Genomic DNA, 15,819 nt, shown 5'->3' with positions numbered 1-15,819 from the left:
TTGCTCCTTCGATCAGAAGTTCTGGTAGCGGGCCTTCACGCCGGCGACTTCAACATCCAACCAGACCCGTTCCCCTGGTTTCGCGTCGGGGATCTCGCACGTCGTCGCCGACTGTGACAAGCGCCCGTCCTTCTCGCCGTCCACACCGCACCAGAAGACCGCCGGCAGGCCGGAGTTCTCCGGGGCAGCGGTCCACGACCACGTCTTCGTCGTCTCGTTCCACACGCGGCTCGGCAGGGCGAAGGTGAGCGAGGGCTCGGCATCGGTCGGCTGGGTCTGCGACCACGGCCCGCAACTTCCCCACAAGGTGCACGCCCGCACCTGGAACCGCGCCGCCTCGCCGAACGGACGGTTGAGGAGCTGGCGGAGCCATCCCGATCCGCTGAAGTCCCTCACCGTTCCCGGGATGTGGGCGCCGTTGGCGTCGACCGCGACGATCTCGTATCGCCACGCGTTCCCCTCGACCTTCTCGATGTATCGGTCCCAGGTCTCGATGTTCATCCAGGCCATCGCGCTCTGCACGGGGCCCGCGCCGCCCGGCGCGGGGCGCACGACCGTGCTCCCGACCTCGGTGTTGACGCAGGCGGCTCGGTTGAATCCCCACACGAGGAACGAGTACGTGGCGGCCTCGGTGGCCGTTCCGGCGAACTGCACGCTCGTGGCTTCGGGGCCAACGTGCACGACCTCGGCGACGCTGCCGCCGGTAGCCGGTGCGACGACTGTTCCCGGCGCCGGGCTCGTCACTCCGCACGCCTGCGGCCCTGTCGGCACGCTCGACTCGCCCTCGACGAGCCGCTGCACGAAGTACCCGCCGATCGCGTCGCCGTTGCCCGAGAAGGGCGACCACGACACCGTCACCGAGCCGGCGAGCGCGTCGCCGTTCACCGCGATGCCACCCGCGACAGGCGCCCCGAACGGAGTGCCGGAGCCGCCTGCCTCGTTCCATACGGTGAGCGCGGCGTAGGCCTGGTTGCGTGCGCTCACGGTGAACGGCACCTGGCTGCCGTTCTCGAGGAACTGCGACTCCACGCCGCAGACGGTCGCCGTGCAGGCGCTCGCCACCGACACCTCGGTCGAGACGCCGGCGACGGTCACGACGTAGGAGCCGACGCTGCTGCCCGCCCCGGTCGACACGGGCGTCCACTCGATGCGGAGTTGACGGTTGAGCGGCAACGCGCGGAGGTCTGTCGGCGGCGGCGGCACGACGTCGGACCAGATCGGGCCGGGTGCTTCGACGGGGTCGGAGAGTCCGATGCCGTTGCGTGCCTGGATCTGCACGATGACGGCGTTCGCCTCGCCGTTGCCCGGCGTCGCGATCGTGCAGGTCGTCGCTGCGCAGGTGGAGGTCTGCACGACGTCGCGTCCGCTCGGGGCGAGCAGCGCGATCTCGTATCCGCTGATCGGTGAGTTGTTGAATCCGCCGGCGCCGAAGGTCACGTCGAGGGTGCCGTCGCCGTATCCGGTCACCAGTGGGCCGGTGACGGGATCGGGCCGGTCCTGCACCGAGATCGTGACCGTTCCCCACGCGTACCGGCTGGGGTCGTCGGTGGCGTCGGCGACCTGGTACTGCAGGGTCGTGTTCACGGGCGCGGCCGCCGGGTCGACCGACACCGCGAGGGTGGAGCGGTCGGAGCTGGGTTCGATCGTGACCCCCGCGGGGAGGCTCTCGTCGTCGAGGCCACGCACGCCGACCACCCGCACCGGGGTCTGCGGGAACGGGTTCGTGGCGCGATCGTTCGCGAGCACATCGATCGACGTCGTCTGGCCACGAGCTGCGATCGCGCTGTCGGCCGCCGGTTGCGCGATCGGCCTGGTCGACGGCACGACGCGCAGGTCGATCCGGCCTGCCCGCCCGGCGCCTGCCGGATCGGTGACGCCGACCGCCACCGATGCGCTCGTTCCCTTCACCGTCGATTCCGAGGCCTCGATCGTGAGCTCGTCGCCCGACAATGCGACGTCGAAGCCGTCGGCGAACGGCGGAAGCACCTCGAACTCGAGCTTGTCGACCTCGTCGGGATAGGGGTAGTTCGTGAGCTTCACGAGCTCGATCGTCTTCGACTGTCCCGGCTCGAAGTCGATGACCCCGCCGGTGAACACCGGAGGCTGGTTCTCGGTCGGCAACACGTTGATCGGGATCACGATCGTGCCGGTGCGGCCGGTCGGGTCCGCGGCGGACTCGCCGTCGGTCACGGTGAACGAGAGCGACGCCGGGCCGAAGTAGCCGTTCTCGCTCTGATAGCGGAGCGAGTCGTGGTCGACCACAAGGTCGGTGCCGTCATCATGCGAGGCGCGCACGGTCGCGGCATCCGTCAACCGAACCGGACGACCGGATGCCGCGATCACGAACTCATCGAGCTCGATCCGCACCTCTTCGCCGCTCACGACCTGCACCCGTGGTGCATCGCGGCGCAACTGCGGCAGTGCGTCGTCTCGGCCGGGCATCCAGATGAAGGCATACGCCGTGAGGTCTGGGTCTTCGGGATGGCCGACCGAGAAGGGGATGATGCGTCGATGATCCTGGATCTCGACGCGGATGCTGCCGTCTCGGCGCACCTCCACGCCGCGCGTGTAGCCATCGACGAGACCGACGGTGAGGTCGGCGGCGGCACCGTCGGCGAGGAACACGTTGCGGAGCACCGGGACGTCGATCCGCTCCTTGTCGAGGATGTCGCTGAGGCTCAGCACCATGTCGGACGCCTCAGGTCGTGCAAGCGGGGCGTCGTGCCGGGCCTCGACGGTGAGGTAGCTCGACGCCTCGCCGAGATGCTCGTTCTCGACGGTGTAGATGAATCCGTGCACCTGCTCGCCGTCGGGCAAGGTGACCTCGATGCGGTCGCCGTCGACGATCGCGGTGGCTCGCCCCGTCGTGGGCTCGACCGAGCGGAGGGTGAGCGCTCCCCCGTCGGGATCCGAGTCGTTCTCGAGCACTCGCACGGAGATGGTCCGCCCTGGGCGCACGGTGACCTTGTCCTCGACGGCGATCGGAGCTCGGGCGCCATCGAGCCTCGGCGCGATGCCGACGCGCACGGTGCCGGTGGCGCGAGCGCCGAGCGCGTCGACGACGGCGTACTGGAACGTGTCCGTTCCTGCGGAGTACTCGCCCGCCTGGTACTCGAGCCAATCGCCGCCCCGGTCGACCACCGTGCCGCGCTCGGGATTCGATTCCTGGCCGAGCAGTTGCACCGAGTCGCCGTCGGGGTCCGCGCCGCCGAGCGGGATGGGGATGCGCACCGTCTCGCCGGTGAGCACCCGCGCGGTGACCGTCGCCGGCACGGGCGGGGTGTTCGTCTCGGGGTCGGCGACCCGCACCGAGATCGCCACGCTCGCGGTGGCGTATTGCCCGTCTGGGGCGAGCACCCGGTAGACGGCCTCGAATTCGCCCGGCTCCTCGGGCGCGAAGTACCGGAGGCGGTCGCCGTCGACGAACAGCAGACCGGCGGCGGGCTTCTGGTCGAGGTCGGCGGCGAGTGTGAGCGGGAGCGCATCGGGATGTTCGTCGTTGTCGAGCACGGCGATGTCGATGACATCGCCGGTGCGCGAGGAGATCGTGTCGGCGGCGGCGACGGGCGGTTGGGTTCGCTCGGGTTCCGGGACCTCGACGAGCGTCACCTCGCCCTCGGCGTCGGCGAGCCCGTTGCTCACGCGATAGCCGAACGTCGTCGATCCGGTGTCGAGGGGTCGTGAGAGCGTGACCCGCAGGATGCGGTGATCGATGACCTCGACTCGCACGCCCTCGTCCTCGGCGGTGTCGGTGAGGCCCGTCACGATGAGCACACCGCCCGTCGGGTCGATGTCGGTCGCGAGCACGTCGACGTCGACGGGCTGGTTCGCGCGGACGAACGCGGTGTGCGGCACGGTGATCGGCGTCGTGTCGCGCTGGGGCGGCGCCGAGACCTCGACGCGCACGAGACCGGTCGCCATCTGGGACCCGTCGGTCGCCGTGTACTCGAGATAGTGGGTGCCCTCCACCGCGCTCGTGAAGCGGAAGGTACCCCCGTCGAAGTCGGGCGTGAGCTGCACATCGGGCTTCGCGGGCACCGCACTCAGCCGCACCTGGCCCGAGCCGCCGCGAACGTAGCGCAACGGTTCGACGCGGATCTCCTGCCCGGCGGTCGCGAGCGCCACGAAGGGGTCGGCGACGAGCTCGACGTCGCCCGGCGCCCGCACCGAGATCTCGAGGGTGCCGGCGGCCTCGGCGGGGCCGTCGGACACGACGAGCGAGACCGTGCGCATCGCAGCGGGAGCGCCCTTCTCGTCGAACACGACGATGCCGTCGGCCGTCGACGAGATCGCGTCGGGCGCCTCCACCGCTGCCTGAAGGAGGAAGAACGGATCGCCGTCGGGGTCGACCCAGTCGCCGAGCACCGGCGTGGTCACCCGCCCCTGCGACGCGACCGATGCGCGCGACTGGCGCTTCTGCTCGGGCGGCGCGTTCTCATCGGGCTCGCGTACGGCGATCTGCACGGTGGCATGCGCGGCGCCGCCCCGGCCGTCGCCGACGGTGTAGCCGAAGGCGAGGGTGCCGGATGCCGCGTCGTCGAGCGTGAGCTGCAGCTGCTGGTTGTTCGCGATGAGATCGAGCCGGGCGCCGGGCGGCAGCTCGCCGTCGATCGAGTCCACGACGAGCACGTCGCCGTTCGCGTCGTAGTCGTTCAGGAGTATCGGCAGCACGGTCGATCGGCCCGGCCGTGCTCCGAACTCGTCGGCCTCCGCCACGGGCGGAACCTGACTCTTCTCGATCGTGGGCTTCTTGTCGGGGTCGTTCTGCTCGACGGTCTCCTCGTCTCGCTCCGCGGCGAGCAGCAGGTCCCAGTTGTCGATGAGTCCGTAGTCGGCCGATGCGGCCCACGTCTTGCCGGAGTCCCGGTCGTTCAGCACGAGCGCGCCCCCGTTGGCGAGGTATGAGAGCTCGGCGCCGGCCGCGCCGTCGAGGTCGATGAGCCGTTCGTTGCTCGGAGCGCACGATCGCCATGCCGAGCCGAGCGCCCACGCGGCGTGCAGGCATCCCTCGTGGACGAAGGGCGCCGCCGGCGTGCCCGAGCGGCCGCCGACGAGCTCGCGCGGCTCCGCGCCGTCGAGACCCACGGCGATGAGGCCGCGGCGGGACGCGATCGCCACTTCGTCGCCCGTGAGCGAAGCCGCTTGCAGCTTGGGGGCGTCGTTGGGTGAGAGCATCCCGGAGAGGTCGAGCGGGGAGCGGCCCTCGAGGTGCAGCATGCGCCCGCTGACATCGAGCACCGCCCAACGTCCTCCGACGGATGTGATCTGCACCTCGGGGCTTCCGGAGATCGGCTCCAACTGCCAGCGCGTGGCCACCGTCTCCGCCTCGGCTGCGTCGACGCGGGCGACGACGCCCGTCGACGGCGTGTACGCGAAGAGCGTTCCCGCCTCGTCGACCGAGGTGACAGATCCGGCGCCGAAGGTGAGCACGGGCTCTGCGTCGCTGTCGAACTCGGCGAGCTCGGCCACGGGCACCGACCAGACGTCGCCCGCGGCGGCGATCACGACGCGTGAGCCGGCGATGGCGAGCGACGTCTCGCCGGGCGGCACCGCGACGGTGTCGATCATCGTCGACGTCGTGGGGTCGACGATGCCGACGCTCGCCCGCTCGTGGTCGAGCACGAGCACCGTCGAGTCGGCCTGCACGACGTCGAGATCCGAACCGCCCGCGTCGACGACCGAATTGAGCTCGAGCACCGCGGTGTTCGCCCGGCCGACCGACTGCCGGTTCTCGCTCGCGACCCAGACCGACGCGTCGCCCAGGTCGACGCGCTGTGCAGCGTATCCCCCGGATGCCACCGCCACTCCGGCGACGAGCGCGACGATCGCCGTCACGGCACCGGCCGTCGCGAGTGCAGACCGGTGGGCGCTGAGACGGGGCAGGCGCATCAACCCGCCGCCCCGTCGAGATCGATGCAGCGTTCGGCGCTCGGCTGTCCGGATTTGCCGTCGCGAGTGACCGTGACGCTCGCGCAGACCCGATTCTGGCCATCGATCTCGACGAGGAAGCGGGGTTCCCGTTGCATCGGCGAGGCCTCGCCGTCGACCGTGACGATATACGCGTCGCCGGGCTCGATCCCCGGGTCGTCCCATGAGAAGATGACCGCGGCTTCCTCGACGACCGCTTCCACGTCGCTGACGACGGGGATCGATCGTGTGCCCTGCACGATGGCGAGCACGCCGGCACCCACGATCGCGACGAGCAACGCCGCGACGATCGAGACGCCCCAGGCGAGACGCCCCGTGCTGGGGGGCGTCCTGCGACGGCTTCGGCCGGAACTGGATTCGGGAGAGCGGGACTCGAGGCCCTGCACCGTGCCCGAGACCTGGGCAGCGCGGCGCCGTTTCCGGCGGGAATCCACGGCACCGGCGGCATTCCCACCCGTGATCCGTGTGCGGTCGTCGAGGTCGACGGCGGTTGCGAGCGCCCAATCGTCCATTGCGACCTCGAGCGGTGTCTGCGGAAGGCCGAGCTCCTCCTCCACCGATTGGAGGTCGCGGATGAACTCGAGTGCGCTCGCCTGCCGCATCGCGGGACGTCGCGACATCGAGCGAGCGAGCACCGCCTCGAGCGACCTCGGCACATCCACTCGACCGGTCGGGGATGGTTTCGCCTTGTCGATGCGTGCCATCAGCGCGCTCGACCCGTTGTCGCCGCCAAGGACCTCGAAGGGACTCCGCCCCGCGAGCAACGAGTACACCGTGGCACCGAGCGACCAGACCTCGCTCGCGACGGAGCCGGAGACCTCGTCATGGAGCACCTCGGGTGCCGACCACGGGATCGAGAGGCCGATCGCCTCGACCGACTCGGCCTCGCCGAGGGTCGCCGCGATGCCGAAGTCGGACAGCACCGGATGCCCGTAGGCCGTCGTCAGGATGTTCGAGGGCTTGATGTCGCGATGCAGCACCCCCTGCCGATGCGCCGTCTCGACGGCGCTCGCGATGCGCACGCCGATCGAGAGCACTTCGGCGATCGGCAACTGGACCGCGCGGTAGCGCTGGCCGAGCGTCGCCGAGCAGTACTCCATCACGAGGTACGGGCGGCCGTCGGCGGCGACGCTCGCCTGGTACACGGTGAGGATCGACGGATGCGAGCTCAGTTGGGCCATGAGATTGGCCTCGGCCTGGAACATCTGGCGGAGCCCGTCGTTCACGACCTCCGCGAGGAGCACCTTGACGGCCACGAGGCGCCTCGGCATGTTCTGCTCATACAGGAACACGTCGGCGAAGCCGCCGGAGCCGAGCACGCGGATGAATGCGAAGCCGGGGAGGCTGGGCGGAGTGGACGGCAGTCGCCTCGACAACGGTCCTCCCAGTGGTCTTCGGGCCGATCCACGCCGACCGGAGCCGGCGGCGCCGGGTGTCCATCATTGTAGATGCGCGACACTCGGCGTCGCGAAAATACCGAGGCGGTCAGTCAGCTCTGCGCGGTCTCCGGGCGAACGACGCTCAGCACGTCGACGACGATGACGGTCACGTTGTCGCGCCCGCCGTTGCCGAGTGCCGCATCGAGCAACTGTCGACCCGCCTTCTCCGCTTTCGAGTTGGCGACGAGGAAATGCCGGATGCCATAGGAGGTGAGCTCCTTCGTGAGCCCGTCGGAGCAGATGAGGAGCCGCATCCCCTCCTCGACCGCGATCGCGCGGTAGTCGGGAATCGGCGCCTCATGGAAGCCGACGGCACGCGTGATGACGTTCGAGTGCGGATGCGTGTCGGCCTCTTCGCGCGTGATCTGGCCGGCGTCGACGAGCTCCTGCACGATCGAGTGGTCGACCGTCAACTGCTCGAGCGTTCCGCTCACGAGCCGGTACACACGCGAGTCGCCGATGTTGAAGACGATCCAGGCGGGCTCGTCGGCGATCGCCCCCAGGGCCGCTCCCGTGACCGTCGTGCCGCTGCCCTCGTCGGTGACGCCTGCGCCCCGGCCCATGTCCTGCACGGCCAGACGCAGCGCTGCGTCGACCTCTGGAGTTCCGATCAGGATCTTGCCACCGTGCTCGGCGAGTCTCGTGACGACGGCCGCACTCGCGAAGTCGCCCGCGGCATGGCCGCCCATTCCATCGGCGACGGCGAAGATCGGAGCCTGGGCGATGTAGCTGTCTTCGTTGACCTCACGACGAAGACCGGTGTCGGTCATCGCCGCCCACGCGAGGGTGATCTCGGTGCCGTCTGGCAGGGTGACCCGATGGCGGGCGTTGCCATTGCCTATCTGCGTCACCGGTGCGGCCTGCTGTCTGTTCGGTTCACTGGGGGAACGGAGCTCCGTGGGCGGGGAGGATCTCGACGATCGTATCGTCTCCGAGGTCGAGGGTGGTGCCGGGAGTCACGACGATGGACTCGCCGGCCCGCATCCGACGAGATCCTCTCGCCGTTCGGACGATCGTGCCGTTCGTCGAGCGGAGGTCGGTCGCGACGAGGCGCTCCCCTTCGAGCCGCAATTCGAGGTGGGTTCCGGACACGGTTGCAGTGGGCGAGTCGACCGCCACGAGCTCGGGAGCCGCGCCGGCCCTGCCGATCGGCGGCGGAAGGGGGCGCCGCCCGATGAGCACCGGTCCCGTGAGGGTGCGCGGCGGCTCACCCGCGATGCGAAATCGCGGGCCGGTCGGCACTGGATCCGTTTCCTTCGGCGGAGCGGATGAGGCGGATGAAGCGGATGGCGCGTCCGCCGGCTGGCGCGACGGTACCGGGTGCGCCGTGGGCGCCCTCGGCACGGCGGGCCGGAGACCGTCGAGCTGGACATCGATCGGCACCGTCGGGGTGGGTATCGGCTCGGGCTTCGCGGCCGGTCTCGGCGTGAGCGCGGTGTCGGCATCGATCGCGGACGGGCGCGGGCGCAGCACCGTGTCGGCGGCGAATTCATCGAAGGAGTGGGGTTTCAGGGCGGGCGCCACGACAGCGCTTGCGACATCCGTGGCAGATCGCCTCCTCGGCACCGACGACCACTCGACGGCGGAGGCGCGGAGGCTCGCCCGCGCGTGCTCGACATCATGCGCCGCCACGCCGAGCGGCCCGAGTGGGGTGTCCGAGCCGGTGAGCCGCAACGCCACGACGTCACGGAAGTCGGCGAGGTGCCATGGCCGGATGCCTCGCGAGTCGAAGCGCCGGCTTCCGCCCGGCGAGTCGAGGTCGACGACGGCTTCACCGCGCACCACCGCGGTGACGGTCGTCACGTCGTCGTCGGCCCACCAGACGAGCGCGAACGACTCGACCGCATGCTCGCGACCGATCGGGATCAGCCCGACGAGCGCTTCGATGCTCGGCGAGGGGTCGCTCGCGCGCTCCGCGAGCGCTGAGAGAACCGCATCGGGCGCGGGCGCGGCGAGCGCTGCGATGAAGCGGTCGCCCACGATCACGTCCCACGCCGGCGCGCCGGTCGTCGCGGAACTGGAGAACGTGCCGGCGACCATGCCGTCCAGTCTGGCACCTTCCGATCGCGTCATGAGATCGCAACTGCTTCAGTGTGAGACCATGGAATCAGTTGCTGAAACGCTCGATATCAACGGAATCGCTTGCCTGCGGCATCCGTCACTGTCACAATCGACCCATGACGAACCCGGCTCGCCCTACAGCGCATCGCCCGGTGCAACTCGACGACGTGTCGAAGGCGATCATCGAGCAGCTCCAGGTCGACGGTCGGCGCTCGTATGCCGACATCGGCAAGGCGGTCGGCCTCTCGGAGGCCGCCGTGCGCCAGCGCGTGCAGCGGCTCACCGAGTCGGGCGTGATGCAGATCGTCGCCGTGACCGACCCGATGCAACTCGGCTTCACCAGGCAGGCCATGATCGGCATCCGCGTCGCGGGCGACACCCGGGTGGTCGCCGAGCAGCTCGCCGAGATCCCCGAGATCGACTACGTCGTGCTCACCGCGGGCAGCTTCGACCTGCTCGCCGAGGTCGTGTGCGAGAACGACGAGGAGCTCATCTCCCTGCTCAATTCGCGCATCCGCATTCTCGAGGGCGTGCAGACGACCGAGACGTTCGTGTACTTGAAGCTCCAGAAGCAGTTCTACAACTGGGGCACTCGCTGAGAAGGGAACACCATGACCGACACGGTCGCTGACACCGCCGCGCTGACCGACACGGGCTACGACAATGCCGCGCTGCAGCAAAAGGCGAAAGACCACCTCTGGATGCACTTCGCGCGGCAATCGACCATGGAGACGTCGGGCGTGCCGATCATCACCCGCGGCGAGGGCCACCACATCTTCGACATCGAGGGGCGCAAGTACTTCGACGGCCTGTCCGGCCTCTTCGTCGTCAACGCCGGCCACGGCCGCGCTCGTCTCGCCGAGGTCGCCGCGAAGCAAGCGGAGCAGCTCGCGTTCTTCCCGATCTGGTCGTACGCACATCCCGCTGCCATCGAGCTCGCCGACCGACTCGCCGGCTATGCGCCCGGCGACCTCAACCGGGTGTTCTTCTCCACCGGCGGAGGTGAGGCCGTGGAGACGGCCTTCAAGCTCGCGAAGCACTACTGGAAGCTGAAGGGCCGTCCGACCAAGCACAAGGTCATCTCGCGCTCGGTCGCCTATCACGGCACGCCCCAGGGTGCGCTCGCGATCACGGGCATCCCGGCGATGAAGGAGATGTTCGAACCGATCACGCCGGGCGGGTTCCGCGTGCCGAACACCAACTTCTATCGCGCGGCCGAGGTCGGAGCGCCCACCGACGACCTCGAGGCGTTCGGCCTCTGGGCCGCGAACCGCATCGAGGAGATGATCCTCTTCGAAGGACCCGAGACGGTGGCCGCGGTCTTCCTCGAGCCGGTGCAGAACTCGGGCGGATGCTTCCCGCCGCCGCCCGGCTACTTCGCGCGTGTTCGCGAGATCTGCGACCAGTACGACGTGCTGCTCGTCTCCGACGAGGTCATCTGCGCATTCGGCCGCATCGGACACATGTTCGCGTGCGACGCCTACGGCTACGTTCCCGACATGATCACGTGCGCGAAGGCCATGACGTCGGGCTACTCCCCCATCGGCGCGACGATCATCTCCGAGAAGCTCTACGAGCCGTTCTCGAAGGGCACGACGTCGTTCTACCACGGGTACACGTTCGGCGGGCATCCCGTCTCGGCCGCGGTCGCGCTCGAGAACCTCGACATCTTCGAGGAGGAGGGCCTCAACGAACGAGTGCGCGAGAACTCGCCGCTCTTCCGCGCCGAGCTCGAGAAGCTGCTCGACCTGCCCATCGTCGGCGACGTTCGCGGCGACGGCTACTTCTTCGGAATCGAGCTCGTGAAGGACACGGCCACCCGCGAGACCTTCGACGACGACGAGTCCGAGCGCCTGCTGCGCGGGTTCCTGTCGAAGGCACTCTTCGACGCCGGCCTGTACTGCCGTGCCGACGATCGCGGCGACCCCGTCATCCAGCTCGCGCCGCCGCTCACGATCGGCGTGCCCGAATTCCAGGAGATCGAGCAGATCCTCCGCAGCGTGCTCACCGAAGCCTCGAACCGGCTCTGATGCACCGGCCGGGCGATGCGGTGTCGGATGCCTCACCCGACGCCTACCGTCAGGTGAGCTTCTGGCTCGACGATCTCGCCGCCTCGGGCATCGACGACCTGCGTCCGCGCGCGCCGCTCACGGCAAGCGCGCGATTCGACGTCTGCCTCATCGGCGGCGGCCTCACGGCGCTCTGGACCGCGTACTCGCTCGCGAAGGCCGACCCCGACCTGCGGATCGCCGTGCTCGAGCGCGACATCGCCGGATTCGGGGCATCCGGCCGCAACGGCGGGTGGTGCTCGGCGCTCTTCCCACGTTCTGCCTCCTCGCTCGAACGCGAGCACGGCTACGATGCCGCGATCGCGATGCGCAGGGCGATGATCGACACGGTCGGCGAGGTCGGCCGGGTGACCGAGCTCGAGGGGATCGAGTGCGACTTCGCCCAGGGCGGCACGCTCGTGTTCGCGCGCAGCGACGCCCAGCGTGAACTCGCTCGGGCGGAGGTCGACGAGGGCATGCGCTTCGGCGTCGACCGGCTCGAGTACTGGGACGAGCGCACGATCACGTCGCGCTTCGGCGTGCCGGGATCCGGCGATCGCGGCACGTCGGCGATGTTCGACCCCTCGTGTGCGCGAGTGCATCCGGGCAAGCTCGTGCGCGGGCTCGCCCGAGTCGTGGAGTCGCTCGGGGTGGCGGTCTTCGAGCGCACCGAGGTCATCGACTGGTCCGCAGGGCGAGTGCGCTTCCGCGCGCTCGACGGCGGAGGTGAGGGCTCGGTCGCTGCACGCCATGTCATCGTGGCCACCGAGGGATACGGCGCCCGACTGCCACGCGTGCGCCGCCGCATCCTTCCTCTCTACTCGCTCATGATCGCAACCGAGCCGCTGCCCGAGGCGACGTGGGACGAGATCGGTCTCGAACACGGCCAGACCTTCAGCGACTACCGGCACCTCCTCGTCTACGGGCAGCGCACCGCCGACAACCGGTTCGCGTTCGGGGGCCGCGGCGCCCGCTACCACTGGGGCAGCGCCGTCGATCCGGCGTTCGAACGGGTCGACGAGGTGTTCGGTCGCTTGCACGAGACGCTGCGGGAGTTCTTCCCGGCGATGGGCGACGCTCCGGTCACCCACCGATGGGGCGGCCCGCTCGGCGTCGCCCGCGACTGGCACCCGACCGCGAGCTACAACCCGAAGACCGGCGTCGGCCTCGCCGGCGGGTTCGTCGGCGACGGGCTCTCCACGACGAACCTGGCCGGCCGCACGCTCGCCGACCTCGTGCTCGGGCGCGACACGGAGCTCACGCACCTGCCATGGGTGAACCACCGCTCGCCGCTCTGGGAGCCCGAGCCCTTGCGATTCGTCGGCGCCAACCTCGGGATCCTCGGCATGCGGCTCGCCGACGCCGAGGAGCGCTACACCGGCCGGCCGTCGCTCGCGGCACGGATGCTCGCGCCGCTCACGGGCCACTGAGCCTGCGGCGTGCAGATCGTGATCCGCCACGGCGATCCGCGCTGCCATCGGAGCGATCGGGGGCACTGAACGCCCAATCGGGCAGCGCACCGCTGCCGATGAACGAATGGAGCAAGCTCGCCATCGAGTGCTCGGGTTCCGCCTCGAGCGCGAGGTCGATGAACGCGCCCGCGGCGGATCCGCGACCGAGTGACCAGGCGAGCCACGCGGCGATGCACAACGGCCCCGTGCGCAGCTCCGGCGGCGCATTCGCGATCAGGGGACGGAGCAGCGCGAGCGCCCGCTCGACTCGGCGACGATCGGGGCGGAGCGTCGACTGCCCGAGCATGAGTCGCATCAACAGCTCGGAGACCTCGTCGGTCTCGCCCTCGGCGATCTCACGTCGAACGAGCTCGTCCATGGTCTCGCCGCTCCGATCGGCACGCTCGGCGCTCGACATCGCGTCGTCGTAGGCCGCCTCGCCGACCACGACGCCGAACGCGAACTGCAGCATCATGACGTCGCGCAGGGGTGGCCGCGACGCCAGGTGGAGGAACCACGCGAGTCGGAGCGCCGGGTGCTTCACCCCGGCGCGCGCGACGAGCGTCTCGACGAGTTCGACGGGGTCGGCGTTGTTCCCGAGCCGTTCGATCGCCGCCTCGGCGCGCTCGTCCGCCTCGAACGCCGTGATCGCCGCGGCGATCGCCGCGACCATCTCGGGGTCGGCTTCCGGCAGTTCACCGGTCGCTCCGGGCGAAGCCAGCACCTCGACCTCGTGCGGCGCCAGTCGCGTGACCGGACTCTCGTCGATGAGAGCGAGCGGATGCCCCGCCGCGGGAGCGTTCGGATCGAGAACCGACGCCCACGCATCGGCCGCTCGGCACAGCGCATCCCGCACGAGGAATCCGGCCTCCTCGGCCCGCTTCACGAGGAGACCGAGGAGCGCGCGTTCGGGAACGCCGCGAGAACCCTCGAACGTCGCGTCGGTATAGACGACCGGCACGACCGCATCGACGCCCGGCATCCGGCACAGCGTGCCGACGATCGCGGCCACGAGGGCCGAGCGGTCGCGGGCCCGCCTCGGCAGGTCATGGCGAAGCACGCCGATCGTGCGATTGCCGCGGAACGCGACGCAGACGATCGAGCGCTCAGGGCGGAAGCCCGCGAGCGTGGGAACGAGGGCCAGGAAGTCGTGCGCCGCTTCGGCGCGGATGATCGTCGTCATGGCCACAGCGTGGCGGTGCGGCATCCGCCCGGTGCCGACGTTCCGTTCAGACGGCGACGGATACGGCGGCAGGCGGCATGTAGAGGAGGAGTCAGCGAACCGCGAAGAGCTCCGACACCTCGGCCACGTCGCGTTCGCTCGGCTGCCATGCCCCGCCGGCCGCGGCGTTCTGCCGCACCTGCTCCGGAGCGGTCGCGCCGGCGATCACGCTCGACAGCGCGGGCTGGGCGAGCAGCCAGCCGAACGTGGCCTCCAGCATGGAGAGCCCACGCTCGTCGGCGAAGGCGCGGTATCGGTCGAGCACGTCCCACGGCGCCTGCTCGACGAGGTGCGGTCGCTGGCGCATGATGCGCGTGTCGGCGGGGCGGTCGTCTCGGCGGAACTTGCCGGTGAGCAGCCCGTTCTGCAGCGGGAAGTACGGGAGGAATCCGACGCCGAACCGTTCGGAGGCCGGCAGGATCTCGGCCTCCGCGCCCCTGGAGAGGAGGTTGTACTCGTTCTGCGCCGAGACGAAGCGCGTCGTGCCGAGCTCGCGCGCCACGAACTCGGCCTCCGCGAGCTGCCAGGCAGCGAGATTCGAGTGTCCGATATAGCGCACCTTTCCGTCGCGCACGAGGTCATCGAGAGCTGCGAGTGTCTCGTCGATCGGCGTCAGCGGGTCAGGGGTGTGCAATTGGTAGAGATCGATCCAGTCGGTGCCGAGTCGGCGCAGCGAGCCCTCGATCGCGAGACGCACGTACCGCCGCGACCCGCGCGCGCCCCACGATGGCAGCGGCGACCCGATCGAGGAGTGCCCGAACTTCGTCGCGATCACGACCTCGTCGCGACGCCCGCGCAGGGCATTGCCGAGGAGCGTCTCGCTGAGCCCGTACTCCTTGCCGTAGACATCGGCGGTGTCGATGAAGTTCACGCCTGCGTCGAGCGCAGCGTGCACGACGGCGTCGGTGCCGCTCTGCGATTCGGTCGCCGTGCCTGTTCGACCGAAGTTGTTGCCGCCGAGCCCCACGGCCGAGACGCGGAGGCCGGAGCGGCCGAGGGAACGGTAGGCGAGGTCGGTCATCCCTCCACACTAGGCCGCGAGAGCCGCGCGTTCTCACTCGCGGAAGCCTGGTCGGGGCACTCGACTCGTCCTCCCCAATCGGCCTTTCGTGGCGGCTCACGCGATGTCTGATTTCCGCGAGCTGGTGTCGGATGCCGCGGCTACGCTCGAATCATGACCAACGTGTTCCTCATCCGCCTCGACAGCCCGATCGGCCGCATCGAGCTCGTCGCCGACGCCGACACCGTGATCGGGCTCTCGATCGAACGCGCCGGCGTGCTTCCCCACGAAGACGAGCCCGAACGCTCCAATTCCGTGCTCGAGTCCGCTCGTGCGCAGCTGCTGGAGTACTTCGCCGGCCAGCGCACCGACTTCGACATCCCGATCCGACTCAGCGGCACCCCGTTCCAAGAGGCCGTCTGGGCCGAGCTCGAGCGGCTTGGCTGGGGCGAGGCGATCTCATACGGCGCGCTCGCGGCCGCGGTCGGCAGGCCCGGCGCCGCTCGCGCCATCGGCGGCGCGGTCGGCGCGAATCCCGTGCCGATCATCGTCGGGTGCCACCGTGTGCTCGCCTCCGACGGCCGCATCACCGGCTACTCGGGCGGCAACGGCGTGCCCACCAAGCTCTGGCTGCTCGGGCATGAGCGCATCGGCTTCGCGGCGTGAGCGT

General features: G+C 69.9%; 10 protein-coding genes. 4 read left to right on the top strand and 6 right to left on the bottom strand.

The window, feature by feature from the left end:
• Positions 1 to 12: 12 nt before the first annotated feature.
• The 4 genes from QFZ29_RS05245 to QFZ29_RS05230 form a co-directional block, all read right to left on the bottom strand.
• Positions 13 to 5,889, bottom strand: coding sequence for an Ig-like domain-containing protein (locus tag QFZ29_RS05245; protein WP_306893168.1), 5,877 nt, complete (start codon positions 5,887 to 5,889; stop codon positions 13 to 15).
• Positions 5,889 to 7,304 carry a serine/threonine-protein kinase gene (locus QFZ29_RS05240; RefSeq protein WP_306893167.1) on the bottom strand — a complete coding sequence of 472 codons (1,416 nt, stop codon included), beginning with the start codon at positions 7,302 to 7,304 and terminating at the stop codon, positions 5,889 to 5,891. Before QFZ29_RS05240 ends, QFZ29_RS05245 begins: the two co-directional genes overlap by 1 nt.
• 113 nt (positions 7,305 to 7,417) lie before the next feature.
• Positions 7,418 to 8,218 (bottom strand): PP2C family protein-serine/threonine phosphatase, encoded by an 801-nt coding sequence (locus QFZ29_RS05235; protein ID WP_306893166.1) that lies wholly within the window; start codon positions 8,216 to 8,218, stop codon positions 7,418 to 7,420.
• Between the two features lie 25 nt (positions 8,219 to 8,243).
• Complete coding sequence (locus tag QFZ29_RS05230; RefSeq protein WP_306893165.1) at positions 8,244 to 9,407, bottom strand: FHA domain-containing protein; 1,164 nt, start codon at positions 9,405 to 9,407, stop codon at positions 8,244 to 8,246.
• A gap of 137 nt (positions 9,408 to 9,544) precedes the next feature.
• Between QFZ29_RS05230 and QFZ29_RS05225 the strand changes: the two genes are divergently transcribed.
• The 3 genes from QFZ29_RS05225 to QFZ29_RS05215 are packed head-to-tail and all read left to right on the top strand — an operon-like array spanning position 9,545 to position 12,906.
• On the top strand, positions 9,545 to 10,027 hold the full coding sequence (locus tag QFZ29_RS05225; protein WP_306893164.1) for an Lrp/AsnC family transcriptional regulator: 483 nt from the start codon (positions 9,545 to 9,547) through the stop codon (positions 10,025 to 10,027).
• 12 nt (positions 10,028 to 10,039) lie between these two features.
• On the top strand, positions 10,040 to 11,458 hold the full coding sequence (locus tag QFZ29_RS05220; RefSeq protein WP_306893163.1) for an aspartate aminotransferase family protein: 1,419 nt from the start codon (positions 10,040 to 10,042) through the stop codon (positions 11,456 to 11,458).
• The gene (locus QFZ29_RS05215; RefSeq protein WP_306893162.1) at positions 11,458 to 12,906 is read left to right on the top strand and encodes an NAD(P)/FAD-dependent oxidoreductase; all 1,449 of its coding nucleotides are present in this window, start codon (positions 11,458 to 11,460) and stop codon (positions 12,904 to 12,906) included. Before QFZ29_RS05220 ends, QFZ29_RS05215 begins: the two co-directional genes overlap by 1 nt.
• Here QFZ29_RS05215 and QFZ29_RS05210 read toward each other — a convergent pair.
• Both QFZ29_RS05210 and QFZ29_RS05205 read right to left on the bottom strand, forming a co-directional pair.
• On the bottom strand, positions 12,893 to 14,110 hold the full coding sequence (locus tag QFZ29_RS05210) for a DUF4192 family protein (RefSeq protein ID WP_306893161.1): 1,218 nt from the start codon (positions 14,108 to 14,110) through the stop codon (positions 12,893 to 12,895). The genes QFZ29_RS05215 and QFZ29_RS05210 overlap by 14 nt on opposite strands.
• 91 nt (positions 14,111 to 14,201) lie before the next feature.
• The gene (locus QFZ29_RS05205; protein WP_306893160.1) at positions 14,202 to 15,170 is read right to left on the bottom strand and encodes an aldo/keto reductase; all 969 of its coding nucleotides are present in this window, start codon (positions 15,168 to 15,170) and stop codon (positions 14,202 to 14,204) included.
• A gap of 153 nt (positions 15,171 to 15,323) precedes the next feature.
• Between QFZ29_RS05205 and QFZ29_RS05200 the strand changes: the two genes are divergently transcribed.
• The gene (locus QFZ29_RS05200) at positions 15,324 to 15,815 is read left to right on the top strand and encodes a methylated-DNA--[protein]-cysteine S-methyltransferase (protein WP_306893159.1); all 492 of its coding nucleotides are present in this window, start codon (positions 15,324 to 15,326) and stop codon (positions 15,813 to 15,815) included.
• The last annotated feature ends 4 nt before the right edge of the window (positions 15,816 to 15,819 follow it).

This window comes from Agromyces albus (assembly GCF_030815405.1).
Classification (GTDB): domain Bacteria; phylum Actinomycetota; class Actinomycetes; order Actinomycetales; family Microbacteriaceae; genus Agromyces; species Agromyces albus_A.
Note: the sequence above shows the minus strand (reverse complement) of the source record. Positions and strands in the feature narration are given on the sequence as shown.